Below are 24,016 nucleotides of genomic sequence, written 5' to 3'. Positions count from 1 at the left end.
ATTTCTCATTCAAAGACTAAAAAATTTCTCAGATTGCTTGTAGGCATAAGCTGAAAAACAAAAAATTTGGTAGAGAAATTTACCACATTTGATGAGAACGCCAAGGTGCGCTGCACTAAGCGGGTTTATAGAGTGACTTACGCTCGCTTCTCTACTTTCAGAAGCCGTTTCTTTAGCAGAAATAGGTGATGTTTTCCTGTTGCAGTTATGCAGCAAGGGCGAACTGTAAAGTTAAACTCAATATTACGAGATCGAATTAAAAATGCTCTCAAATACAGAATTTAATAAATAATAAGATTTAGAGGACACATTTAAGCCACTACACTAATTTGTGTAGATTGGCAAAGGAAAAGGCCAATGCCAAAAAACAAACGAAATGTTGTTAGTACATATTTAGAGAGCAAAGTCAAGGTCGGAGTCTCGCTGACACCGACAGGGGCTAATCGCTTGACTGTGATCGCAGAAAAGCTGGGCATATCAAAATCTGAGCTATTCGAGCGCATAGCTCGAAGCGAGTTGCTCAAGTCTAGCAATGGAGCAGAGTTAACTTTTTCCTTGCAACATGGTTCGGGATCTCCGAAACAGGTTTCAAAATTGAAAGATGAAACAACTGAGGGCCAAAGTCACGAGAGTGGAACGGCTGAGTCCCCAGAAAATTCTGTTGCACAGTCAAAGGAATTGCTAGAAAGTTACGAAGCTTTGCAAAAGCAATCTCAAGAGCAGGTAGCAGCGATCGCATCTTTGCAGGCTCAAGTTGCAGAGTTGCAAAAGCTGGAAAATCAAGTTAGAGAGAGCGTACCTTTAGAAAGTTACGAAACTTTACAGAGGGAATCTCAAGAGCAGGTAGCAGCGATCGCATCTTTGCAGGCTCAAGTTGCAGAGTTGCAAAAGCTGGAAAATCAAGTTAGAGAGAGCGTACCTTTAGAAAGTTACGAAACTTTACAGAGGGAATCTCAAGAGCAGGTAGCAGCGATCGCATCTTTGCAGGCTCAAGTTACAGAGTTGCAAAGTCATCTGGAAGCTCAATCTAGAGATAGCGTACCTTTAGAAAGTCACCAAACTTTACAGAAGGAATCTCAAGAACAGGTAGCAGCGATCGCATCTTTGCAAGCTCAAGTTGCAGAGTTGCAAAGTCATCTGGAAGCTCAATCTAGAGATAGCGTACCTTTAGAAAGTCACCAAACTTTACAGAAGGAATCTCAAGAACAGGTAGCAGCGATCGCATCTTTGCAGGCTCAAGTTGCAGAGTTGCAAAAGCTGGAAAATCAAGTTAGAGATAGCGTACCGTTAGAAAGTTACGAAACTTTACAGCGACAGTCTCAAGAACAGGTAGCAGCGATCGCATCTTTGCAAGCTCAAATCACAGAGTTGTGGCATCTAAAAAGTCAGGCAAGTAATAACATATCACTGACAACTTATCAAGCTTTACAGCGGCAGTCTCAAGAACAAGTCAATACTATTAAGACTTTGCAAGAACAGCTAGCTCAATTGCAAACTGTGGCTGGAATTGGCGAAGCTAAGTTAAACAAGTGGCGCAACCGCACCTTTTCTCGCTAGGCATTTCCAGCGCTATTCGATTTTAGATTTTGGGTTAAAGTATCCAAAATCTAGAATCTTCTGTCAGGGAATTTGTGCATTAATGGAGCCAGAGTTATTGTAAATTTGCACGAAACTGGTTTCAGAAACATAGAAGTTGTTAAACAAAGGTTACAAAAATTCGGAAAGGAGAAAGTCAGTATGGCAGCTAAAACCTCATGATTTTTGATGATTCTGGAATTTGCTAAAATTTGGCGATCGCAATATCACGAATAGTCCGAATAATTCCCTTTTTCAGTTGTAAGTCTAACTCGACATCAGCGCTTGGAGGGGGATATTTCATGGTGATTTTTAAAACTTACTGGGAGGCAAATAAAAAACCCTAGCCGCAATTGGTTAGGGTTCATCCATCAGGGTGCATCTACTAATATAGTCTCCGGTAGGAGGGGGGATGTTTCCGGATGATTGTTAAAACTTTTTGGGAAACAAATAAAAAAACCCTGACCGCAATTGGTTAGGGTTCATTAATCAGGGTGCATCTACTCATTTAATCTCCGTTAGGAGGGAGGATGTTTCAGGATGATTTTAAAACTTTGTTGTGATACAAAACCTAGCTGCAAAGGGTCAAAGTTGATTAATCAGGGTGTATCTATTGATTGAGCCTTCGGGAGAGGAGGAGAGGTATTTTTCTGTTTTCCTATAGTATCGGGATACTACTAGGAAGTCTACACCTTGACATTCGTACTACAAAAATGTATTATCTGACGGGGTGACAACCCCATCAAAACCCCTAACTGACAGGGTTTTGACCGATTTATGGTAAAAAAAGATGGGGTCAGTATTGTAAAGTCGCCCCATCTATTAAAAATGTTACCTCCATTTTACCAAATTTGTTTCCAACAGCAGCTCAAGAAAGCCGAATACTTGACTCTGACAATTTTAGTTTTCCTGCTCCAAATCCGTAAACAAGTGAGTATTGAGTTATTGGCGACATTGATGCCATACCCCATCATGTTTGAGAGCCGACGACGTTCTGTTCAACGATTCCTCAAGCTACCTATCCTCAAGATTGAAAAGCTGTGGTTTCCTCTGATTAAATATATCTTGAGAACTCAATTTAAAAAGAAACAAGAGTTGAAGGTCGCCATTGATAGAACCCAGTGGCGAGATAAAAATGTGTTTATGATTAGCCTGATTTGGGACAAGAGAGCTTTACCGTTAAAACAGGAGGCTATAATCTTGAAAAAAGCTACGCTTGTGACGACCGCCTAAAAAGTTTAATTTTATTGATAGCTTTGGCTTACAGTTGCGCTATTTTACAGGGACGTAAGTTCAAGCTAAAGGGAATTCAGAAATACATCGGTCGCCTGATTGAGTCGAGGCGATCGCAACGCCGTCATAGTAGTTTTTGGATAGGATTATATGGTCAGTTGTGGGTAGTAGGAATGGAGTTTTGCCATGCGACTATTGCGGAATTGATGAAAATTAGGCCCAATAAGCTCCCATTTTTTCATAGGGGTTTGAAGGCTATGTCCTTTATTTTATCAAGCTTTTGACGGGGTTGTCACCCCGTCAGCCTTTTAACTCTACCGCGCCTTGCCGCAAGATTTCCCAGCTATTCCCACTCCATTTGGCCACTGTGGAGGGTAAACCGGATGCTGTTGTGGTTGTTTTTAGTTCAGAAGCCTCTAGGGTTAAGACTTCTGGGAAATTTTGTTGAATTTCGGCGGCTGTTTCTAGGGGTGGTTGACCTGATAAGTTGGCGCTGGTGGTGGCTAAGGGCCCTGTCTGTTGTAGGATTTTTTGGGCGATCGCGAGGTTAGGGACTCTGAGGCCGATGGTGGTGGGGTCTGTGGGGTTCATGGCTGGAGGTACTTTGGGGGAGGCTGGGAGGACAAGGGTTAGGGCTCCGGGCCAGTGGGAGGCGGCGATTTGTTGCCATATTTGAAGTTGTTCTGGGGTGCCGGTGATGTAGGGCCAAAGATGTTCTGGGGTTGCACCCATTAAAATTAGAGGTTTTTCGCGATCGCGTTTTTTGGTAGTGAAAATTAGTTCGCTAGCTTCGGGGCGAACTGCTAGGGCGGGTACAGTATCAGTGGGAAAGCTGATGATTTGATTTCCTAATTTTGCTGCTGATATTAAGGTTTGGATTGAGACTTGAGGCATTGTGTGAATGTTTGTGGGAAATATAGCAGGAGGCAGGAGGCAAGAGGCAGGTGGCAGGTGGCAGAAGACAGAAGACAGGAGGCAGGAAGCAGGAAGCAGGAGATAGGAGGCAGGAGATAGGAGGCAGGAGGAAAATGCAATAACAGAAATGGTTTGGGCGATCGAGAATGTCCTAACCGTTGTGGCGGTTGCTATATTTGATAGATTAGCGATCGCTCGTTTACCGCAACTGAATAGTGACCCAGGCCTAGCCAGCCGCAGGCATCGCCTATTCAATTACAGCCTCAGTTAGGCGATCGCACTCCATCGAACTCGCGTTAAGCAGTGAAATACTTAGCTGCTGGGTGATAGGTGATGATGGCAGTTGTCGATTGTTCGGGATAAAGTTGTTCGCTTTCATCCATATAAAGATTGATGCGATCGCTTCCTAACAACTCCAATTGTTTATACTGATCCGACATATCAGGACAAGCCGGATAACCAAAACTATACCGCGATCCGCGATATCTTTGAGCTAACATATCCCGAATATTCTCCGGTTCTTCACTCCCAAAACCTAACTCGCGGCGAATTCGCGCATGAGTCCATTCAGCTATTGCTTCCGCCGTCTGAACTGCTAACCCATGAAAATACAGATAATCGGTATATTGATTATCGGCAAATAGCTTTTGTGCGAACTCCGTAGCAATGTGTCCAACCGTCACCGCCTGCATCGGAAATACATCAATTTTACCCGATTCTTTCGGTGCAAAAAAGTCAGCAATACACAACCGCCGACCCGACTTTTGCCGAGGGAAAGTAAAGGTTGTAATAACCCCCTCTTCGCCCCGCCTTGGTAAGGGGGGGTTAGTTACATTGCCCCCCGTTGACAAGGGGGAATTAGTTAGATCATCGCCCCCCATTAACAAGGGATTATTTACATCATTGCCCCCCGTTAACAAGGGGGAATTAGTTAGATCAGCGCCCTCCGTTAACAAGGGATTATTTACATCATTGCCCCCCCTTACCAAGGGGGGATTGGGGGGGTTAGCCGGATCGTAAAGGTGCAAAGAATTACCCTCAGACTGACAAGGAAAATACCCATAAACCACCTGTGGATGTAACAACTTCTCATTAACAATCCGCTGTTTCCATCCCTCCAAAATCGGATAAACTTTCTCAGCTAAAAACCCATCATACTCTTCACGAGATTGGTCTTTAGGCTTGCGATATTGCCACTGTCCAGCAATCAAAGCTTGTAAATCCAAATGCCAGAAAATTTCCTCAAAGGGTATATCTTCGCCCTCTAATAACTGAGTACCCCAAAAAGGCGGAATCGGGCGTTCAATATCCACAGCTACCGCCTCAGAACGCCGTGTATCTATTACTAATGGCGTTGCTGATTCCGCCGTTTCCACCTCTTTTTTATGTGCGACTTCTATTTTAGCTACCCCATTGCCATTACCATTTTCTTCATCAGCAAAACCATTGAGATCGTCCCATTTCCCTCCTGATTTTGCAGGCATCAATTTATCCATAAAGTGCAAGTCAGAAAAGGCATCTTTGCCATAAATAACTTTACCTTTATAGGTGTTTTGGCAATCTTCGTGAACAAACTTAGGAGTTAAAGCCGCACCGCCTAAAATGACGGGAACGGTAATCCCGCGCTGGTTAAATGTCTCCAGGTTTTCTTTCATAAAAGCAGTGGATTTAACCAGCAACCCACTCATAGCAATACAATCAGCTTTGTGCTGTTCGTAGGCTTCAATGATATTGTCTACTGGTTGTTTAATTCCCAAGTTAATCACTCGATATCCATTATTAGAAAGAATGATGTCAACCAGATTTTTTCCAATGTCGTGAACGTCGCCTTTAACTGTGGCAATAATAAAGGTTCCCTTGGCATTATCACCTGATTCTGATTTCTCCATATATGGCTGTAAAAAGGCAACAGCAGCTTTCATGGTTTCGGCAGATTGCAATACAAAAGGTAATTGCATTTGACCCGATCCAAATAATTCGCCTACCACTTTCATACCATCTAATAAGAAGGTATTAATAATCTCCAAAGGTGGATATTGTTCTAAAGCTGTGGTAAGAACTTCTTCTAAGCCAATTCTTTCGCCATCGATGATATGACGCTTCAGACGTTCTTCTAAAGGAAGCAGTTTATCGGCACTGCGATCGCGCTTAGTTGTAGCACCTTCAAAGGCATTTGTCAACTCTCCCAAAGGATCGTAAATGCAGACATTACCATCAAATTCTCGTCGATCGTAAATCAGTTTGCGGCATAATTCTTGATATTTTTCTTCAATTTTTGCCAGCGGTAAAATCTTATTGGGGCTAACAATTGCTGAATCCATCCCAGCTTGCATCGCTTCATGCAAAAACATCGAGTTTAAGACTTGTCGCGCCGCTGGATTTAAGCCAAAGGAAATATTAGAAACTCCTAGAATAACATGACATCCCGGCAACTCTTGCCTGATGCGACGAATGGCTTCAATTGTAGATTTACCGTTGGCCCTATCTTCTTCAATCCCCGTAGAAATTGGCAATGCTAAAGGGTCAAAGAAGATGTCGTAGGCGGGGATTCCATACTCAATGGCAGCGTGATAAGCGCGGGATGCAATCTCAAATTTTTTGTTCGCACTCCGGGCCATCCCATCTTCATCAATTGTACCGATAACTATCCCCGCACCATACGTTTTTGCCAATTCTAACACCTTATAAAAACGGGGTTCCCCATCTTCATAGTTAGTAGAATTTAACAAACATTTACCCCCAGCGGCTTTTAATCCCGCCTCCATTTTTTCCCACTCAGTGGAGTCTAACATTAAGGGTAAAGTGGCATTAGTAACTAGGCGAGATACAACTTCTCTCATATCTCTTACGCCATCGCGTCCCACATAATCGACGTTAACATCGAGAATGTGTGCGCCTTCGCGGACTTGTTCGCGTCCCATTGAGATTAAACCATCCCAATCTTCAGCATTTAATAAGTCGCGACATTTCTTAGAACCACTAGCATTAAGTCTTTCCCCAACTATTAAGAAAGAATTATCTTGGTCGTAAGGTTGGGCGCTATAAATTGATGCGGCGGCGGGTTGCCAAGTGGTTTCGCGGACTTTCGGTGTCAGGGTTGTGGAAATTTCTGCTAATTGTTGAATGTGATCGTAACGAGTACCGCAACAACCGCCAATTACTTGCACTCCTAAGTCTTCTACAAAGTGCATTAATGCCATTCGTAGTTCCATCGGCGTGAGTTTATAATGGGCGTGTCCGCCGACATTTTCTGGTAAACCTGCGTTGGGAATACAGGAAACTACAAAAGGGGAATATTGGGATAAATATTTGATATGTTCGGCCATTCTGTCTGGCCCAGTAGCGCAGTTTAATCCTAAAATATCAATAGGAAAAGGTTGTAAAATAGTCAGGACAGCGCTAATATCGGAACCTACCAACATTGTACCAGTAGTTTCCATTGTCACCGATACCATGATCGGGAGGCGCGTACCTTTTTTAGCAAATACTTCTTCAATGGCGCTGAGTGCGGCTTTAATTTGCAACACATCTTGGCAGGTTTCAACTATTAATAAATCAACTCCACCATCAAATAGTCCTTCTGCTTGTTCGGCAAAGGCAATTTTCAGAGTATCAAAGTCAATATGTCCCAGGGTTGGTAATTTAGTTCCAGGGCCAATTGAACCAGCCACAAATCGGGGTTTTTCTGGTGTAGAATACTCAATAGCCAGGCCTTTGGCGAGGGTTGCGGCCGCCTTGTTGAGGTTGTAGGCTTCCTGGGCTAAATTGTATTCAGCAAGTACAAAGGAACTCGCCCCGAAGGTGTCAGTTTCGATGACATCTGCGCCTGCTTCGAGGAAACCGCGATGGACTTTGGCGACAGCTTCGGGATTGGTGTAGATTAAGTATTCGTTGCAACCTTCGTATTGCGGGCCCCCGAAGTCTTCGGCGGTGAGGTTTTGAAATTGCAGGTTGGTTCCCATTGCGCCATCGAAGACGATGACGGGCCGGGATGGGTGGTGGAGGCGTTGGAGGAAGGTACTATTGGTCATGGGTTAATATTTTTGACGCTCTCTATTTTGATGAAGTAGAAATATGTTAACGTAGTTATTCATATAATAACTGATCTAGCCAGCGATGACTTAGGAAAATGTAGCCTGAAATATCAGGAGGTTGAATTATGGCGAGTGACTGGAAGAAAATTTTGGAGTCAAAACAGGTTCAATTGACTGAGTTTTGTCAGCATTACCGAGTATTAAAGATGGAGTTGTTCGGCTCTGCAACAGGAGATAATTTCGACGAAGAAAAAAGTGATTTAGATTTCTTGGTTCAGTTTACACCGATGTCACCGGTGGAATATGCTAATTGCTTTTTTGGTTTGCGGGAGGCGTTGAATAAGTTGTTTAATCGTTCTATAGATTTAGTCGAGATTAATTCAATCCGCAACCCTTATTTTTTACAATCAATTGAAAAATCGCGGGTGATTTTGTATGCGGCTTGAGGTGCAGAAATATTTGTTTGATATTCAGGAAGCTTGTCAACTTTTAACGGAGTTTACGGCAGGTAAAACGTTTGAAGATTACGTAAGTAATGCGATGCTACGCTCTGCTGTGGAGCGACAGTTTGAGATTGTGGGAGAGGCGTTAAACCAGATGTTGAAATTAGAGCCTGATTTGGCGGAAAGCATTACAGATTGTCGAAGAATTGTCGATTTTCGTAATCTTTTGATTCATGCTTATGCCAAGGTTTCTAATCAGGTAGTTTGGGGAATTGTGGAGTCTAATTTACCTGTACTTTATCGTGAAATTAGTCAATTATTAGAGGAAAGGGTTAATTAAAAGGTTATGGTTAATTAGTAAATAATTTCCCTATCATTTTCACCGCCTAGTAAACACTCGATTTGTTATTGCTACTGTCAATCTCCCAAGGCTTTGGCTTTTTATTTTGTTTTGTCATTTTCTTCTAATCTTCTTAATTATAATCAACTAGATCGCACCCTTAAAAAATCCCCCCTGTAAATTATTCTCTCTCAGCTTCCCAATCAGGACAACTCTCAGACTCTACACCCGAAGGGTGCATCGCACAAACTAACAAATTCCCACCATAAATATGACCGTGATAATTAGAACAACCCCTACAAGCTGGCTGCTGAATCGTTGAAGGCTCTACATAAGTCACGATCGAAAAATCTATCTCATTTACCTCTGGATCTAATTCTCTAAAAACCTCAATAATTGGTTCAAGCAACTCATTAAAATAGTTGTCGAAATCATCGATTACAGTATTTTGTATTTCTTCTGTCACCTCTTCCGAAAACTTTGCCAGTGAGTCCAGCATTTCGGCGAATTCTTCACTCGCATCCATGAAAAACTTCTCTACCTCAGCAACAGCAGTTTCCAGTACCGCCACAAAACTTTTTTGCCACTCTTCCATTGATTTGTCAGCTCGATCTTTATATATTATTAACAAAATCCAAGTACAAAGGCTTGCACTTACTAAGTAGGTAGACAATAGATAAAATCGATCGTGTCGTTACCAAAGAAGGGAAGCAATCTCAAGTCTTTGCGATCGCTTCTTTTCTTGGAAGGACAATCTATATATTATGTCCACCTACTTATCAATTCTATTACCTTTTCCATAGTATTACTAAACCCTTACCAAGGATAAATACCAAAACTAACGGAGGTAGAAGTGCGATCGCACTCAACCCCCGTCATAAAACTTTACAAAGCCTAATCCTGCTTCAGATCGCGGAGTTCATCTTGTAACTGCTGCACCTGTTGACGAAGCCTATCGACACCCTCATTGCTTTTATTCGATGGTTCTTCATCTTCCGAAACAATTTCTATCCGGCGCGGTTCAGAAAGTTTTTGCGGTTCAGAAGGCGACTCACCGGGCTGCTGTTGCGCCTGCCTCATCATATCATCAACAAAGCGACGACCTTCATCCGTCGTCATTTCACCGCGTTTTACCAATTCATCTGCCAATTTTTGGGCTTCAGTCCGCAACTCGCCTAATTTGCTACTTGCTTTCTCGCCAGCGTAGGAAGCCAACCCCACACCCAGGTAAACTGCTTTCTGTAAAATATCTCCGAAACCCGGCATAGCAAGTACACCTCCCTTAAACAAGGTGAACCGGAGTTCACGCCTATTGCAAGCATCCCGTATTGCTGCTGCCTTCCGGCCCTGACAAAGTTTGGGCGTTACAATCGCGTAAGTCCGGCTCATTTATGAGTATAACACAACTTTTCATTCTTCAACAACACACCACTGATAAACTTCGTAGGTAACGCAACCATTGACTACCAAGGGATCTTTAGCCGCGATCGCGATCGCCTCCTCCATCGAGCCCGCCTCAAATAGTAGCATCCCACCGCCCCGTCGCGCCCAGTACCCCGTCTTCGCCTTGTGTCCCTTAGCAATCAACTCTCGCACGTAAGCGCGATGGGCAGGCACATACTTGTCAAAAATGGACTTTTCGACAATTCCCTTCTCAATCTTGACAAACCAAGGCATTTTTGCTTTTCAATTTTAAACTTTATAATCTATATTGAGTAATAGTTTATAGCAAATTGCCCAAACTAATAATTTTCTCTTCCTATTCTGTGCCGCTTCTGTAAATTCCTGTGTATCTTTGTCCTACACCAATAGACTCATGGAAAATCTGCAACACCGTTACTTTATTGCCCTCCTACCTCCGCAAGAAATTCAAGAGCAGATTACTAAAATTAAACAGTATTTTGCCGAAAAATACGCTAGTAGCGGTGCTTTAAAATCGCCACCCCACATCACCCTCCAACCGCCTTTTAAATGGGTGACAGCGGAAATTGACAAAGTAGAAGAATGCCTAGAAAAATTTGCACTCGCCCATCACCCAATCCCCATTACTCTCTCTGGCTTTGCCGCCTTTCCACCTCGTGTTATTTACGTAAATCCTCTCAAAACCCAAGCATTACTAGCTCTGGAAAAAGACCTAAGCGCATATTTAGAAACAAACTTAGGAATCTTCGACCCAGTTGCCAAAACTCGCTCTTTTACACCACACATGACAGTCGCATTTCGAGACTTAACTAAGCAGAATTTCAAAGCAGCATGGCTAGAATTTGAAAATCGCTCGCTCAACTTTGAGTTTACTGTATCTCAGTTGACTTTGTTAATTCATGATGGGGAATGCTGGAATATTAGCCGTGAATTTCTTTTTTCACCTATTAAATAGACCCAATTCATAGAGCGGGAATCCATCGGAGAATAATCCTAACTGCTACCCACACTTTGATGCAGTGGAATTTCAATTACAAATTCCGTTCCCGCTCCTGGTTCTGAGATACAATACAATCGCCCTCTATGCTCTATCGTCACAATTTGATAACTAATAGATAGCCCCATTCCCGTACCTTTACCTACGGGTTTAGTTGTAAAAAATGGGTCAAATACTCTTTGTTTTACTTCCTCTGTCATACCACAACCATTATCCGCAATCGAAATTCTAACTCGATCCGCTCTAGAGAGACTTGTAGTAATCTTAATTATCTTTTCCTCCCCCTGATGCCGCTCTTCTAAAGCATCCAGAGCATTCGTCAAAATATTCATAAATACCTGGTTAAGCTGTCCTGCATAACACTCGATCTCCGGCAGATTACCATACTCTTTGATAACTTCAATCCCAGCATATTTGGGGCTGGGATTCAAGCGACTCTGAAGAATCATCAGGGTGCTGTCAATACCTTCATGGATATTCACCGCCTTGACTTCCGACTCGTCCAACCGCGAAAAATTCCGTAGGGATTTGACAATATCACGTATTCGTTCCGCACCTACGTGCATAGATGTAAGTAATTTCGATAAATCTTCGCTTAGAAATTCTAGATCGACCTCTTCTGACTTAGCTTGAATTTCTAACACTGGCAGGGGATAATGCTGCTGATAGAGCTTTACTAGATCTAGTAAATTTTCGGTATACTGGCTGACATGAGATAAATTACCGTAAATAAAAGCTGCGGGATTATTCACTTCATGAGCAATACCAGCTACCAATTGACCCAAAGAGGACATTTTCTCGCTTTGGATAAGTTGTCCTTGAATCTGTCGTAATTCCTTCAACGTTTGTTCTAAATAATCAGTTTGCTGCCGAAGTTGATTTTCCATCTGTTTCTGCTGAACCAGGGATTGATTTAGAAGTTCGACTTGTTCCTGAGTTTGCGTATAAAGTTGAGATTTTTCCTCCGCATTTGCTTGTGCTTCTTCAGATAGTTGTACCTGTCTCCATCCTCCTATAGTTGCCACTATAAGCACGCTCCCTAAAATTAGCGTTAGGATATTCAAAGCATCGAGGGAAGATTCAATTATTGGACGCGGAATGACCAAGGCTACAGACCAATTTGCCTGCTTTAAAGGGGTATAAGCTACATATTGCCAGATGCCATCAACTTTAATTAAGTCAATTCCCTGCTCTTTGTTCACCATCCGTTGCGCGAGAGTTGCCAAATAAAGGTCTTTGCTTTCCAGTAAGCTAGTAGCTGGTTTTTCTGTGGTTCCTCTTAAAGACGGATCTGGATGAGCAATTATTCGACCCTGGGAGTTGAGAGCAAAGGCATAGCTACCCTGACCTAGTTGCAGATTTTGAACGACTTTAATTAGGCGATCGATTGGAATATTACCTGCTAAAGCTCCTAAAGGTTTTTCTGGTGAGCCAATCGGAGCGCCAATTTGGACTTGAGCTACTCCCAAGGAACGACTAATCACCGGGTCATTAGCCGTGACTTTTCCCGCCATTGCTGATATAAAAAAAGGGCGATCGGCTATACTTCCCTTAGCTTTTCCTACTTGTGTATTGAATCGAGAACCATCAGGAAATGTCATAGTAAGCTGTCGATATTCATCGATCCGTTTGACCTGAGATTTAAGGTAGGGTTCAACGACATTCCAATCCATAGTTGCAAGAGTTGGTGTGTCAGCAATGGTTGCTATTTCTGCTTTCCGTGTTTCTAACCACTTATCAATTTCCCCACTACCCTGCTGAACTTTTAATAAAGCTTTCTCTTTGGAAGTATTCAGCAGCAATTCATAGATAATCAGATAACTAGCGATCGCCGCAGCACTGACTATCAAAGTGAATCCTGCCAGGAGTAAAAGAGTAGTTACTTTTCTCTTTTTTCGTTGTTCTTCCTGAAAATTATTGTGAACCTGGCTAACTTTACTAAAGCTCATAAATGAAGGAAGAAGGAAGAAGGAAGAAGGAAGAAAAATTTAGTTATCTAGGAGAGAAGGAAGAAGGATTTAGTTATTTAGGAGAGAAGGAAGAACGTTTATAAAGTCAGTTTTTTAGCCATACTTATCTTATGTTTAATTAGGTGGATTTACTTATTCCCTTATTCCCTCCTTCCCTTCTTCCCTAGCCCCTAGCCCTGAGCATCGTAGCCCCTTCTTCCCTAGTCCCTAGCCCCTAGCCCCTAGCCCCTTCTTCCCCTAGCCCCTTCTTCAATCAGTTATAGCTCTAACTGGGCAAATTGTCCCAAGCTTGAGAAACAATGTCCCATAAGCGACGGCGCTGAGATAGATCCAGAAGATTATCCTCCTCTAGCACCTCAGCTTTGAGTTCATCTAAAGACTGTTGCCTAGAACGGGCTATATTAATAACGCCTGCGATCGCAGTTGCCACCACTTCCTCATTCACCCGCTGTTGTCGTAAGGCAACCATTTCTTGAGGGTTTGTAGGGATGGGATAATTTATGGCAATCGCCGCAGCAGGGTACGGCTGATGAGACGGTTTACCCCCGCCGTCCAAGGCATCGGATAATGAGGAGCGAACTTGAGTATCGCGCATAAAAAATGTAAGAATATGAGAGAATTGTAAACTTTTCTAAAAACAACTTAGTATTTGTGGAGTATAGCGCACTTTTCTCCTGTGTCAACCCCTATTTTTATGAATTTATTTCACGTTTGAGACTGTAAAATGCAAGAAATTCTCTACCTAGAAATCCCAACTCCTAAGACTAACGCTGTATGCAGTTGGTTGCAGCAAGAATTTGAGCCGGGAGTTGGCAAGAAAATTATTACTCCTGATGGCTTTCGCTTACTATTAGGAACAACAACAGCAGAAGTTGCCAATCCTGAATCGGTAGAACTTTCCGTTTTCCTGTGGTCAGTGCAGCGAACCACATACTTAAAAGTATTTCGCCTCGACAATAAACCCGCCAACGGTGAAATGCAGTTTCTCGATCGCCTCACAGTGTCTGTGAGAAATCAATTTCCCTATCAATATCCAGAACCACCAGTCATCGATTTATCCCAACAGTCGATTTTTGAGGCGTTGGCCCCCCACTATCCCCTTACTGTCCAATACTTTCAAAAAATGCCTCAAGGGGAATATGACCTCAAGCGCGTTTATTGGTGGGAAAAGCGTTGGCGAGAAGGTGTTCGCAATCCTCAAACGCCGAAGCAGGTGGTGTTTAGGAAGGAAGAAGGAGGAAGGAAGAAGGAAGAAGGAAGAGGGGAGAAGGAAGAGGGAAGAGGGAATGACGGAGAATCTGATTCTTGTTTTTATGACTTGATTTATGTGGGAGGCGCGTTAGGCATCATCCACGCGGCTGTTATGGCTCGGTTGGGCTACAAGGTGCTGCTGTTGGAAAGGTTGCCTTTTGGTAGGATGAATCGAGAGTGGAATATTTCTCGCGATGAACTCCAAAAGTTAATTAATTTAGGTTTGTTTACGGCTGCGGAAGTCGAAAGTTTCATTGCCAGAGAGTACAAAGATGGCTATAGCAAGTTTTTTGATGCCAACAATCCCGCGATCGCAAAAGCTCAAGTCCTACACACGCCAAGGGTGCTAAATGTAGCCCTAGATGCTGAAAAACTGCTTTATTTATCGGGAGTTAAGTTCACTGAAGCTGGTGGTGAAATCTGGGACGAAACTGATTTCATCCGTGCAGATGTGGAACCTCAAAAAGTTATAGTTCAGGCTTATCATCAGCCCAGCCAATCTCAGCGGCAAGCTTGTGGTCGCCTACTGGTGGATGCGATGGGGAGTGCTTCTCCTATTGCTTGGCAACTTAACGGAGAGCACGCTTTTGATAGTGTTTGTCCGACTGTAGGAGCGGTAATTGACGGAGGTTTTGAGCGGGGAGTATGGGATTCTGATTATGGGGATGTACTCAATTCTCATGGGGATATTTCGCGAGGCCGTCAATTAATTTGGGAATTATTCCCCGGTGCGGGCTCGGAAATTACGATCTATTTGTTTCATTACCATCAGGTAAATTCTGAGAATCCCGGCTCTCTATTGGAGCTTTATGAGGACTTTTTTGCGATTTTGCCGGAGTATCGTCGCTGCGATTTGGGCAAGTTGGTATGGAAAAAGCCGACTTTTGGTTACATTCCGGGGCATTTTAGTTCGGGAAGTCGCGATCGCACTGTTGCTTTTGATAGACTAATCGCGATCGGTGATGCAGCTTCTCTTCAGTCTCCACTAGTTTTCACTGGGTTTGGCTCTTTAGTTCGCAATCTCTCCCGTTTAACTGACCTTTTGGATGTTGCTTTAAAGCATGATTTACTTGAGGCCCACCATTTAAACCAAATTCGCGCCTATCAGAGTAATGTCTCTGTGACTTGGCTATTTTCTAAAGGGATGATGGTACCGACTGGCTGTTTCTTACCCCCAGCGCGGATTAATTCGATTTTGAATACATTTTTCGGCGTTTTGGCCAGCACCGATCTCGCAGTTGCAGAAAAGTTTATCAAAGACCGGGTTGATTGGTTAACTTTTAATGGACTTGCTATCAAAGCAGCCCTCAAAAATCCCTCTCTTCTAATTTGGATTTTGGATTTTGTGGACTTGGACGATATTCTACGTTGGCTGCGGAGTTATCTTAATTTTACTCTACTTGCTTTGGCAAGTTGGCTGTTTGGATGGCTCCCTAATTTGGCTCGGAAAACTCAGCCTTGGTTGGAGTCCCGCTATCCTTCTTTTTGGCTATGGTTAAAGGCTTTCAACTATGCTATTACTGACGGGATCGGAAGACCACAAAATTAAATTGGTAATGGGTAATAGGTATAGCAACCGCCAGGGCGGTTAAGGGGCTAGGGGCTAGGGGCTAGGGGCTAGGGAAGAGGGGAAGAGGGGATGAAGAAAGTTTCAACGTCTTAACCGCCCTGGCGGTTGCTATAATTGGTGAACTTATGTAATATCATGTCCTATTAAATACTTGTCATTGCGAACTCCGCGAAGCAATCGCCTAGTCTCTGCGATTGCTTCGCGGAGCTCGCAATGACAGATCGTAAATTAAATCTCACCTTCTAAAATTTGATTAACTGTTAGATTAAGTTCGCCAAAGGTAGGAGAAACGAGGCGATCGCTATTTGTAAAAACAGCTTCCTCATACCATCCTTCAGAAAGAGTAAAAATAGTAATTTTTGCTTGTAACGGATCGACAATCCAATATTCAGAAATATTTAGAACGCAATATTCGGCACGTTTGGCGCGGTAGTCAATATTTTTAGTTGATTCGCTGACAATTTCTACTACTAAAAGCGGTGGCGGTTCATTGAGAAGAATAACAGCCTCGCGGTTTTGCAAGTTTCGCCATTGTTCTTTAGGAATAACAACTAGATCGGGAATGCGAACCGTCTCCCAGCGATCGCCGCGCGGAGATTGAACGCCAATCGCCATTTGTTTAGATACCCAATCCCGCTCCATTCTAGCAATCTCGTTGCGAAATTGAGTATTAAGAAAATCGACAACTTCACCATGTTTTCCAGTTCCGAGTGCCATAGAAACTAATTCTCCTTTAACTAATTCATAGAGAATATCTGTGCCGTCATTATGGCGCAGATACTCTTCTAGGGTAAAGCGTTGGGTTGTGGCAGTCATCTGATTTGGTGTAGTTGGGGATGATTCTATTTTACTACTTTATGATTTTTTTGCCAAGGCGATCGCGCCTGTAGAAACTGCTAGTAAATCTCCTCCCTCATTAGTTAATTGCTAATTGCTAATTTCATTGGTAGTAACAACCAACAACCAATAACCAACAACCAACAACTAACAACTAACCACTAACAACTATCTAAACCTGGGTAATTCAATTTCAGCTAGCGATCGCCGTTTTTTACCAGGGCCCGGCGAATAGGTGATCGATGCTACCCAGTCAGCTTTCCCCACAAAAATCGGCTCTGCTGTCCATTGGGGATTTTCAGGTAATCGCGTTTCGGCTGAATCTGAAAATGGGGATGCTCTAAATGCTTCCCACTCATTGGGATTGGGGGTATCTTCCAGTTCCGGTTCAGCTTCCGCACTCACAAATGGATTCTCCGTTGTTGGCTCTATATGCCAGTAGGTTTCCACCTCATGCAATTGATTACTGGATGCTTCTAATAATGTGCTCACAATCGGATTTTCTTGGGGAAAAGAAGGCGCTTTTGGCTCTTCTAAGGCTGGCTTTTCGGGAATTGACTCCGGTTTCCCTGACCAAGGTTTGACTGGTGAAGCTTGAGGTTTCAATTGTACTTCTTTATTCTGACCTTTGGGTGTAGCCATCACAGCTTCAGATGGAGTGGGAGTATTGTCATCTGCACTTTCTGATCTCTGAGTTTTGACTTCTGACTTGATCGGATGAGGCATCTCTAAATACCTTTCTAAAGCTGCTTTGAATTGTAGGGTGTGGCGTTGCTGGCGATGTAGGCGCGATCGCAGTTCCCGACAACTATTTTCTGTTTGTACTACCAGATGTTGCTGTTCGCTGTAACGCTGCTGAGTCAAAGCACATTCTCGCTCGATTACAGCAATGCGGGTTTGGCTGCTTTGTACCTGTGCTGTTAAAGTTTCTATTAAAACTTCTTGGCGTTGGATAATTTGATTGACTTGTTCTTGTTTACCGAACAACTTGGTTATTTGTTCCTGAGCGTCGCCTAGTTCAGCAATGCGTTGCTCTAGTAAAGTTTCTTTCGCCTCTAATGCGTTTTGGGACTCAATCAGTGCTGTTTCTAGTTCTGCTATCCGCTGCATTAAATCGCGGTTGCACTCATGCAAGGCTTGAACCAAAGTTGTAGGAGATTCAGCTTTACTTGGAGTCTCTGGTGAAAAATGAATGGTGCGATCGCGATCGCGGACTGTCCAAGGAGATATCGGGGAAGGAGAATCAGTTGATATCGCTCTAGCGGACAATTCTCCTGTTTCCTTCTTCAACTTCCCACCTTTAACAGACTTGGTAGGAATTGCATCTACGCTGATGGCGTTGGGGAAATTGACTGTTTCCCACTCCTCTTCAGGTTGTTCTGGGAGAGTTACTTGACTGGTGGCTAGTTTCGCTGCGGGATCTTTCGACTCGCCGGCATTTTTTGCCACATCTGTCAGTGAGGAAGGAGTAGCTGGCGGTAAAACGCTAGCATCGGATTCGATCGTCAGGAAGCGCGGGGGCTGATTTCCAGGAAGATCAGCTTCAGGCATAAGTTTAGTCCCAATTTTGACACTTCCACCTCTAAAGGGGATGGAATTCTTTAGAAGTTTTACTCTAAAATATCCCTACTGCTAGGGTTCTTGGGCGCAATCCTTTGGCCAAAAATGGTGGTTTGCTATCCTAGTCTTGCAACTAGCTCCTCAAGAGTTAAGTTTTCCCCACTATTGGGGTAAGTTTTAAAGACTTAACTTGTCTGTTTTCTGGATTCTACTGAATTGTACTCAAAAAATCAACCTATCTGGCTGGATTTTCCCTTACGCCGGATTTACATATTATCGGACTTACGCAGGTCGTCCCAGAAACCTGGTTTTTGAGATCGTATGTGGATAAGAGCGAAGTATTTTCGTCAAAAAACCTGGTTTCTTTGGTTGGATGCGTCAGTCCCGATCTTACTTCTGTAACTCAGCATTACCAGCGGTTCCAGTCCCTCGGAACAGTGGCTCTACATAAATTAAGTAATGGGAAAAGGAATCAATATGGTACTTGAAATGGGAGTCAGCCTCTATCTTTTGAGGAGAGAGGTTTAGAGAAAGGTCAAACCTGTGTTTCACAGAGTTAAAAACCTCTTTTTTGCTATGACTTCCCGAATTTAACAATCAAAATATTCCGAAATATTGTTGATATTTGACAACAAACTCTCTAGCTTATCTACTTTCAAGAAAAAGACAATATTCTTCCCTGATTGGGATTTATCTACAAACAATTTCACGTATTTTGATGGCAATATTTTGCTAAAACTATGGAGCTGTTGTTTGCTTTGCTCTTGAGCTTCTTCTATCTTGAATTGTATGTGACCAAGCAAGGCGATTGCATAAACGCTAGAGTTATTTTCCGACACCAATTGCTTTACCGTCCCTTCTCGGTAACTCGGTAGCATATAGGTAATTCCCCGCTCAACCACCGTGCTAATTACTCCCATAATACCGTTGAAGAAAATATTTCCCACCTCAGTCAAAGTTTCCTTTCTCAAGGCATTTTGGTCAAGGGTACGACGATCTTCACTGGCGATTGCATTCACCAGCAAGGCGGCGCTATCTCTGGGAAAAATTAACTGAGCGCTGCCCTGAAATTCTCCACTGAATATGAGTTCCATTGCTACAATCCGCTCCGTACCGAGGCTTTTCTCCAGTTCAGCTTGCAATTCCTGGGGGGACAATATTTCCAAGGGGTAAAGCTCCCAAAAAATCGGCATTTCTGTGATATAATTGAGCATATCAACCGCTCTATCTATGCCAATTTTAAACATTTTTTGCAAAGCTACTTTTTGCTCTTTGTTGGGTTTCATAATATTTGTAAATTATCTCATGCCTTACTTAAAAAGAGAGAATGTTAACAGTTAAAAATTAACAGTTGACAGTTAACAGTTAACAGTTAACAACTATTCAAAACTCAAAACTTATAATTACCGCCTCTAAGGTTGGCGGCAAATCCCAAATACGGAGGTATAACCATGCAGAAATGTACTACCGCCGACAGGGCCGATTTCACCATTACAGAAAAAGCCAGTGAGAGGAATATTGTTGAGGTAGCGGCTGAACAAACGGGAATCAAAGCTGGGTTCACCGTACAGACCTTCGCCTCGCCCCATGCAGGAAAACATTAAGGCACCGGCTCTAGCGGCGACTGGGTTAAAGGGGGCTTCCCGCTGATAGCGAGCGAGTAGCATTTCTAGGTCTTCTGCGGAGGTACGGGCATCGCGAAGGTGGAATTGGATGCGTTGACCGGGGCGGACGCGATCGCCAATCGCAATTGCTCCTACCTTGGGGTCTACCCCCAGCAGATTGCGGATTAAAAAGTCTCCTTGGTCTAACTTCAGCTTAAATTCATCTCTGACTACCCCTACAAACAGAGAGTGCTGGGCTAATTGCCGATCTTCTTCGCTGAGAGTAGAAATTAAATCTCGCAAAGCTTCTAGAGGCGATTGTTTACGGCCGCTACCTGTTCGTTGATCTAAACTCTCTTGCTCTTCGAGCCCCAGCAAAATATTACGCTCTCCTTCTGTAACTCTATAGGGTTGACCAATGGGCCGACAGCCTTGAGCTACAATCGTTTCCAAAACTATATTGCCGCTGAGGGCTACTCCCACAGTCCCTTCTCGGTAAAGTCGATAGTTACAAAATAGTGCTGCACTCCTCCCCATCCCATTCCCGCTAGCGAGTCCCCCGACTTTAGCAGAGCCAGGATAGGCATAATCTAACCCTTGGAGTAGGTCGTTAATTTTTGAGGAAAAGGGATCGGCTAATAAGATGAACTGGGGTTGCTCTTGGGCGGACACGCCAATTTGCTCTACCCAAGTATCCGGGGGACTGTCCATGTCGGGAAGTTCTTCTGCTGCTATGTGAAAGGCTTTTACTTTTACCCCCGGTAAACGTGCCAGACTCAGGCTTAGGGCTGGTGTTCCTTCGACTTCTTCCGTTATGCCGCCTCTATTCATGCCAATAACGCCCCCGCCTCCGCAACCAGCGATCGCAGCGGCCGGCAGGTATTCTTGCAGCAAGGGCATTAGGCGAGAATACTCGCTGGCAAAAGCAGACGATATAAACACCAAACCCAAATCTGCTGGCCCCTGCAATCCTTGCTGAGCTTGTTCTACAACTTCTTTGAGAGCAGCTTCTAAGGAAGGGCGGGTTGATAAGGCGCTGACCCACTGCATTTCGCTTGGCGCGTACATCTTGACACTCCTATAATTAATTTGCTTACAATTGCTCTTCTCACTAGGCTAACCTGGTTATGCCGCTCCAAGAGCGATTCGATCGCAGTAGATCCCACGCTGGGAAATCTTATGTTAAGATAAATTAACCTATGGATCTATTAAGGCTGTGAGGTCTCAACTTGGATTAGTGGCAAAATCTTAAAAGATAAAGCTTAATACAGTTGTGACACCCCAACTTAATGTATGAATAGTTGAGTAGCACTTCTAAAGCTACTATTGGTGGGCTAAATTAGCCCAATCTGCAACTGGAACCTCTAACCAAATTTCAGACGGGAGAAGTTTCTCCTAGTGATTAATCTCCTAATGATTAAAGTGACTGAGACAACATCCATGAATAACATCCAAGAAAAAATTGACGAAGAACTCGCAAACGCTCGTGCTGTATGCGATATTAAAGGCGGTGCGTCAGGTGAATGCGCGGCAGCATGGGATGCAGTTGAAGAACTGCAAGCTGAAGCTTCCCACCAGAAGCAGAATAAACCAAAGAATTCATTTGAGAAATATTGCGACGATAACCCCGATGCGGCTGAGTGCCGATTGTATGAGGATTAAAATTCGCAACTGTCAGCTATCAGCCTAGTTTGCTTCTGGAGTTGAACTTCTTCTTTGATACGGACAAACTCAATTAAGCTGAAGGCTGACGGAGCAAGGTTTAGACCCTAAAGCTGGCAAGCCTTAGCAAGCAACTGGGATTTGAGAAAGGTATTCCAGTTGCTTGTTTTATTTGTTTAGTAGAATTCTTGCAAAAATATCTAATTAAATTTGTTTGAAAATGTCGAGCTTTTTACTTGCTGCTAATTCACCCTGGTTTCAACCCCTAGTCTGGACGGATTACCGACTAGCGCTGCTATTTACTATTTTGATACCGCTAATTTTACTGATTTGGGCTTTTGTGGAAAAAGCTGAGGCAATGGTACGGTTATTAATTATTTATTGGCGGGTAGCCAGCTTGTTAGCAATTACAGTTTATCTAATGATCGCTGCATTGCCTATAAGTTTTGGAGTATCGTTATTAGCTCGTGCGCTCATTCCTGTGTCTCTCTGGTTTTGGGTAGATCTTAACGAAGAAATTGACGATCGCCCGCAGTCGCCCCTGAAACTGAGTTTTACCTCGTGGCGTTGGGCTGTTAGTATTTATAGCGCTTTAGGTGCGATCGCCCAAATTCCGTTTATAAATTGCGGTTTCAAATCTCAAAGTCAATTGATGGACGAGCCATTTTGCCGAGTTTGGTTAGATGCGCCTTGGATGTATAAAGATATTTTTCACCACAATGGAAATGTCCAATTTTTGGGCTTTTTGGGGCTGGTTGGTTTAGTAGTGTATGTGATTTACTTAAGCTACTTTGTGTTAATCAAGTTGGGGAAACAGGGGCGATCGGCTACAGGACAATGATAAAGGCTAATGGCTAATTGCTAATTGCTAATTGCTAATTGCTAATTGCTAATTGCTACAGGACTTACGCTCATGGCCCCAGAAACCGGGTTTTTGAGAGAATCTGTGGGTAAAAACGAAGTATTTTCGTCAAAAAACCCGGTTTATGAGGTTGATTGTTAACTGTTAATTGTTAATTGTTAATAATCCCTCCCCCATCCTCCCCATCTCCTCCCTCTCCCCCCATCTCCCCCCATCTTCCCCCCTCCTCCCCCTCCTCCCCCTCTCTTCCCGTAGCCCTGAGCATCGTAGCCCCTAGCCCCTAAAAAAAAGCTCCTGTCATTTAAACAGGAGCCTTCAAATCAATCAAAAAACCTAATCAAGATTAGGCATAGAAAGTACAGCCTCATTCTCCCGGTCAATACCTTTCTCAAAGCCAGCAACAGCCGCGCGAGCGCGACCAGCGTGCCACAAGTGACCAACTAAGAAGAAGAAACCCATCACGAAGTGGAAACAGGCCAACCAAGAACGCGGAGACACATAGTTAAACGAGTTAACCTCAGTCGCCACACCACCCACAGAGTTCAAAGAACCCAAAGGAGCGTGAGTCATGTACTCAGCAGCACGGCGAGCTTGCCAAGGCTGAATATCATTCTTGATCTTGTTCAAATCTAAGCCATTAGTACCGCGCAGAGGCTCCAACCAAGGGCCTTGGAAATCCCAGAAACGCATCGTTTCACCACCGAAAATAATTTCGCCAGTAGGAGAGCGCATCAAGTATTTACCCAAACCAGTCGGGCCTTGTGCAGAACCGACGTTTGCGCCTAAGCGTTGGTCGCGGATCAGGAAGGTCAAAGCTTGAGCTTGAGAAGCTTCTGGCCCCGTCGGCCCATAAAATTCGCTAGGGTAAACAGTATTGTTAAACCAGACAAAGCAGCAAGCAATAAAGCCCATCAGCGACAAAGCGCCTAAGCTATAGGAAAGATAAGCTTCCCCAGACCAGATAGAGGCGCGGCGAGACCAACCGAAAGGCTTAGTTAGAATGTGCCAGACACCGCCAGCAATACAAATCAAGCCAACCCAGATATGACCGCCAACAACATCTTCTAAGTTATTGACGCTAACGAGCCAGCCTTCGCCACCGAAGGGAGAGCGAGTCAAGTAGCCGAAGATCACACTAGGATTTAGCGTGGGATTGGTAATTACCCGCACATCGCCACCGCCAGGAGCCCATGTGTCGTACAAGCCACCAAAAGCCATTGCTTTAGCTACCAACAGCAGAGCGCCACATCCCAAAATAATCAGGTGGTAGCCCAGGATGTTGGTCATCTGGTTCTTGTCTTTCCAGTCATACCCAAAGAAGCGAGAGTATTCTTCCAGGGTTTCTGGGCCGCGAACGGCGTGATAAATGCCGCCCAAACCGAGAACAGCAGAGGAGATGAGGTGAACTACACCGACTACGAAGAAGGGGAAGATGCTGGTGACTTCACCGCCAGCGCCTACGCCCCAACCCAAGGTAGCGATGTGAGGCATGAGAATTAAGCCCTGTTCGTACATGGGCTTTTCGGGAATGAAGTGAGCGACTTCAAACAAAGTCATCGCTCCGGCCCAGAATACGATCAGACCAGCGTGAGCAACGTGAGCGCCCAACAACTTACCGGAAAGGTTGATCAGGCGAGCATTACCAGACCACCAGGCAAAGCCGGTGGAATCTTGGTCGCGGCCGCTTAAGTAAGGATTAGAGAGCGTTACCACTCGGTAGAACCTCCAGCGATTTTGGATT

At 43.9% G+C, this 24,016-nt stretch carries 21 protein-coding genes and 1 other RNA gene; 9 read left to right on the top strand and 13 right to left on the bottom strand.

Features of this window, described 5'->3' with window-relative positions; translation table 11 throughout:
* Window positions 1–357: 357 nt before the first annotated feature.
* From OSCIL6407_RS37265 to OSCIL6407_RS38365, 3 genes are all read left to right on the top strand, one after another.
* The gene (locus OSCIL6407_RS37265) at window positions 358–1,557 is read left to right on the top strand and encodes a coiled-coil domain-containing protein (RefSeq protein WP_019487677.1); all 1,200 of its coding nucleotides are present in this window, start codon (window positions 358–360) and stop codon (window positions 1,555–1,557) included.
* 846 nt (window positions 1,558–2,403) lie between these two features.
* Window positions 2,404–2,808 carry a hypothetical protein gene (locus OSCIL6407_RS38370; RefSeq protein WP_007354790.1) on the top strand — a complete coding sequence of 135 codons (405 nt, stop codon included), beginning with the start codon at window positions 2,404–2,406 and terminating at the stop codon, window positions 2,806–2,808.
* Between the two features lie 23 nt (window positions 2,809–2,831).
* Complete coding sequence (locus OSCIL6407_RS38365) at window positions 2,832–3,092, top strand: hypothetical protein (protein WP_407635889.1); 261 nt, start codon at window positions 2,832–2,834, stop codon at window positions 3,090–3,092.
* Between the two features lie 16 nt (window positions 3,093–3,108).
* On the opposite strand, the gene OSCIL6407_RS0122260 is transcribed toward OSCIL6407_RS38365, so the two are convergent.
* Together OSCIL6407_RS0122260 and metH are read right to left on the bottom strand one after the other, a co-directional pair.
* Window positions 3,109–3,702 carry an L-threonylcarbamoyladenylate synthase gene (locus tag OSCIL6407_RS0122260; protein WP_007354792.1) on the bottom strand — a complete coding sequence of 198 codons (594 nt, stop codon included), beginning with the start codon at window positions 3,700–3,702 and terminating at the stop codon, window positions 3,109–3,111.
* A 317-nt stretch (window positions 3,703–4,019) separates the two neighbouring features.
* Entirely contained in the window at window positions 4,020–7,754 is a 3,735-nt protein-coding gene (metH, locus tag OSCIL6407_RS0122250) for a methionine synthase (RefSeq protein ID WP_007354794.1), read from the bottom strand.
* Between the two features lie 128 nt (window positions 7,755–7,882).
* On the opposite strand from metH, the gene OSCIL6407_RS0122245 reads away from it, so the two are divergent.
* Entirely contained in the window at window positions 7,883–8,203 is a 321-nt protein-coding gene (locus OSCIL6407_RS0122245; protein WP_007354796.1) for a nucleotidyltransferase family protein, read from the top strand.
* Window positions 8,193–8,540 carry a HepT-like ribonuclease domain-containing protein gene (locus tag OSCIL6407_RS0122240; RefSeq protein WP_019487674.1) on the top strand — a complete coding sequence of 116 codons (348 nt, stop codon included), beginning with the start codon at window positions 8,193–8,195 and terminating at the stop codon, window positions 8,538–8,540. Before OSCIL6407_RS0122245 ends, OSCIL6407_RS0122240 begins: the two co-directional genes overlap by 11 nt.
* A gap of 181 nt (window positions 8,541–8,721) precedes the next feature.
* Here the strand turns inward: OSCIL6407_RS0122240 and OSCIL6407_RS0122235 are convergent, their stop codons facing one another.
* The 4 genes from OSCIL6407_RS0122235 to OSCIL6407_RS0122225 form a co-directional block, all read right to left on the bottom strand.
* On the bottom strand, window positions 8,722–9,135 hold the full coding sequence (locus tag OSCIL6407_RS0122235; protein WP_007354798.1) for a hypothetical protein: 414 nt from the start codon (window positions 9,133–9,135) through the stop codon (window positions 8,722–8,724).
* A gap of 299 nt (window positions 9,136–9,434) precedes the next feature.
* Entirely contained in the window at window positions 9,435–9,806 is a 372-nt protein-coding gene (locus tag OSCIL6407_RS0122230; protein ID WP_019487673.1) for a phasin family protein, read from the bottom strand.
* Window positions 9,807–9,830: 24 nt separating this feature from the next.
* Window positions 9,831–9,927, bottom strand: an RNA gene (gene ffs, locus OSCIL6407_RS32855) — signal recognition particle sRNA small type.
* A gap of 23 nt (window positions 9,928–9,950) precedes the next feature.
* Entirely contained in the window at window positions 9,951–10,217 is a 267-nt protein-coding gene (locus OSCIL6407_RS0122225; protein ID WP_007354800.1) for a YciI family protein, read from the bottom strand.
* A gap of 139 nt (window positions 10,218–10,356) precedes the next feature.
* Here OSCIL6407_RS0122225 and OSCIL6407_RS0122220 point away from each other — a divergent pair, with 139 nt between their 5' ends.
* Window positions 10,357–10,917, top strand: a complete 561-nt coding sequence (locus OSCIL6407_RS0122220) for a 2'-5' RNA ligase family protein (protein ID WP_007354801.1) — start codon at window positions 10,357–10,359, stop codon at window positions 10,915–10,917.
* 38 nt (window positions 10,918–10,955) lie between these two features.
* Here OSCIL6407_RS0122220 and OSCIL6407_RS0122215 read toward each other — a convergent pair whose 3' ends face one another.
* Both OSCIL6407_RS0122215 and OSCIL6407_RS31120 read right to left on the bottom strand, forming a co-directional pair.
* Window positions 10,956–12,908 (bottom strand): sensor histidine kinase, encoded by a 1,953-nt coding sequence (locus OSCIL6407_RS0122215; protein WP_007354802.1) that lies wholly within the window; start codon window positions 12,906–12,908, stop codon window positions 10,956–10,958.
* Window positions 12,909–13,194: 286 nt separating this feature from the next.
* Window positions 13,195–13,524: a hypothetical protein gene (locus tag OSCIL6407_RS31120; protein ID WP_007354580.1), complete on the bottom strand. Its 330-nt coding sequence runs from the start codon at window positions 13,522–13,524 to the stop codon at window positions 13,195–13,197.
* Between the two features lie 129 nt (window positions 13,525–13,653).
* On the opposite strand from OSCIL6407_RS31120, the gene OSCIL6407_RS0122200 reads away from it, so the two are divergent.
* A complete protein-coding gene (locus OSCIL6407_RS0122200) occupies window positions 13,654–15,729 on the top strand; it encodes an NAD(P)/FAD-dependent oxidoreductase (RefSeq protein WP_007354579.1) in 2,076 nt (691 codons plus the stop codon).
* Between the two features lie 249 nt (window positions 15,730–15,978).
* On the opposite strand, the gene OSCIL6407_RS0122195 is transcribed toward OSCIL6407_RS0122200, so the two are convergent.
* From OSCIL6407_RS0122195 to OSCIL6407_RS0122180, 4 genes are all read right to left on the bottom strand, one after another.
* On the bottom strand, window positions 15,979–16,566 hold the full coding sequence (locus OSCIL6407_RS0122195; RefSeq protein WP_007356499.1) for a Uma2 family endonuclease: 588 nt from the start codon (window positions 16,564–16,566) through the stop codon (window positions 15,979–15,981).
* Window positions 16,567–16,755: 189 nt separating this feature from the next.
* The gene (locus tag OSCIL6407_RS0122190) at window positions 16,756–18,138 is read right to left on the bottom strand and encodes a hypothetical protein (protein ID WP_007356498.1); all 1,383 of its coding nucleotides are present in this window, start codon (window positions 18,136–18,138) and stop codon (window positions 16,756–16,758) included.
* Between the two features lie 599 nt (window positions 18,139–18,737).
* Entirely contained in the window at window positions 18,738–19,433 is a 696-nt protein-coding gene (locus OSCIL6407_RS0122185) for a hypothetical protein (protein ID WP_007356497.1), read from the bottom strand.
* Between the two features lie 126 nt (window positions 19,434–19,559).
* Window positions 19,560–20,819, bottom strand: a complete 1,260-nt coding sequence (locus OSCIL6407_RS0122180; RefSeq protein ID WP_007356496.1) for an FIST signal transduction protein — start codon at window positions 20,817–20,819, stop codon at window positions 19,560–19,562.
* Window positions 20,820–21,191: 372 nt separating this feature from the next.
* On the opposite strand from OSCIL6407_RS0122180, the gene OSCIL6407_RS0122175 reads away from it, so the two are divergent.
* The gene (locus OSCIL6407_RS0122175; RefSeq protein WP_007356495.1) at window positions 21,192–21,413 is read left to right on the top strand and encodes a Calvin cycle protein CP12; all 222 of its coding nucleotides are present in this window, start codon (window positions 21,192–21,194) and stop codon (window positions 21,411–21,413) included.
* Window positions 21,414–21,633: 220 nt separating this feature from the next.
* Window positions 21,634–22,254, top strand: coding sequence for a DUF3177 family protein (locus tag OSCIL6407_RS0122170; RefSeq protein ID WP_007356494.1), 621 nt, complete (start codon window positions 21,634–21,636; stop codon window positions 22,252–22,254).
* A gap of 354 nt (window positions 22,255–22,608) precedes the next feature.
* On the opposite strand, the gene psbC is transcribed toward OSCIL6407_RS0122170, so the two are convergent.
* Window positions 22,609–23,988 carry a photosystem II reaction center protein CP43 gene (gene psbC / locus OSCIL6407_RS0122160; protein ID WP_007354881.1) on the bottom strand — a complete coding sequence of 460 codons (1,380 nt, stop codon included), beginning with the start codon at window positions 23,986–23,988 and terminating at the stop codon, window positions 22,609–22,611.
* Between the last annotated feature and the right edge of the window lie 28 nt (window positions 23,989–24,016).

It is taken from the genome of Kamptonema formosum PCC 6407 (assembly GCF_000332155.1).
Lineage (GTDB): Bacteria > Cyanobacteriota > Cyanobacteriia > Cyanobacteriales > Microcoleaceae > Kamptonema > Kamptonema formosum.
This window is presented reverse-complemented; position numbering and strand designations above follow the sequence as displayed.

What these genes read in the sequence shown, in the direction of transcription:
- OSCIL6407_RS0122225 (WP_007354800.1), bottom strand. Translation starts at nt 10,217, where the DNA reads ATGCCTTGGTTTGTCAAGATTGAGAAGGGAATTGTCGAAAAGTCCATT.
- OSCIL6407_RS0122260 (WP_007354792.1), bottom strand. Translation starts at nt 3,702, where the DNA reads ATGCCTCAAGTCTCAATCCAAACCTTAATATCAGCAGCAAAATTAGGA.
- OSCIL6407_RS0122195 (WP_007356499.1), bottom strand. Translation starts at nt 16,566, where the DNA reads ATGACTGCCACAACCCAACGCTTTACCCTAGAAGAGTATCTGCGCCAT.
- OSCIL6407_RS0122220 (WP_007354801.1), top strand. Translation starts at nt 10,357, where the DNA reads ATGGAAAATCTGCAACACCGTTACTTTATTGCCCTCCTACCTCCGCAA.
- OSCIL6407_RS0122215 (WP_007354802.1), bottom strand. Translation starts at nt 12,908, where the DNA reads ATGAGCTTTAGTAAAGTTAGCCAGGTTCACAATAATTTTCAGGAAGAA.
- OSCIL6407_RS0122170 (WP_007356494.1), top strand. Translation starts at nt 21,634, where the DNA reads ATGTCGAGCTTTTTACTTGCTGCTAATTCACCCTGGTTTCAACCCCTA.
- OSCIL6407_RS0122230 (WP_019487673.1), bottom strand. Translation starts at nt 9,806, where the DNA reads ATGCCGGGTTTCGGAGATATTTTACAGAAAGCAGTTTACCTGGGTGTG.
- OSCIL6407_RS37265 (WP_019487677.1), top strand. Translation starts at nt 358, where the DNA reads ATGCCAAAAAACAAACGAAATGTTGTTAGTACATATTTAGAGAGCAAA.
- OSCIL6407_RS0122180 (WP_007356496.1), bottom strand. Translation starts at nt 20,819, where the DNA reads ATGTACGCGCCAAGCGAAATGCAGTGGGTCAGCGCCTTATCAACCCGC.
- OSCIL6407_RS0122200 (WP_007354579.1), top strand. Translation starts at nt 13,654, where the DNA reads ATGCAAGAAATTCTCTACCTAGAAATCCCAACTCCTAAGACTAACGCT.
- metH (WP_007354794.1), bottom strand. Translation starts at nt 7,754, where the DNA reads ATGACCAATAGTACCTTCCTCCAACGCCTCCACCACCCATCCCGGCCC.
- OSCIL6407_RS0122175 (WP_007356495.1), top strand. Translation starts at nt 21,192, where the DNA reads ATGAATAACATCCAAGAAAAAATTGACGAAGAACTCGCAAACGCTCGT.
- OSCIL6407_RS0122240 (WP_019487674.1), top strand. Translation starts at nt 8,193, where the DNA reads ATGCGGCTTGAGGTGCAGAAATATTTGTTTGATATTCAGGAAGCTTGT.
- OSCIL6407_RS0122190 (WP_007356498.1), bottom strand. Translation starts at nt 18,138, where the DNA reads ATGCCTGAAGCTGATCTTCCTGGAAATCAGCCCCCGCGCTTCCTGACG.
- OSCIL6407_RS0122235 (WP_007354798.1), bottom strand. Translation starts at nt 9,135, where the DNA reads ATGGAAGAGTGGCAAAAAAGTTTTGTGGCGGTACTGGAAACTGCTGTT.
- OSCIL6407_RS0122185 (WP_007356497.1), bottom strand. Translation starts at nt 19,433, where the DNA reads ATGAAACCCAACAAAGAGCAAAAAGTAGCTTTGCAAAAAATGTTTAAA.
- OSCIL6407_RS0122245 (WP_007354796.1), top strand. Translation starts at nt 7,883, where the DNA reads ATGGCGAGTGACTGGAAGAAAATTTTGGAGTCAAAACAGGTTCAATTG.
- OSCIL6407_RS31120 (WP_007354580.1), bottom strand. Translation starts at nt 13,524, where the DNA reads ATGCGCGATACTCAAGTTCGCTCCTCATTATCCGATGCCTTGGACGGC.
- OSCIL6407_RS38370 (WP_007354790.1), top strand. Translation starts at nt 2,404, where the DNA reads ATGTTACCTCCATTTTACCAAATTTGTTTCCAACAGCAGCTCAAGAAA.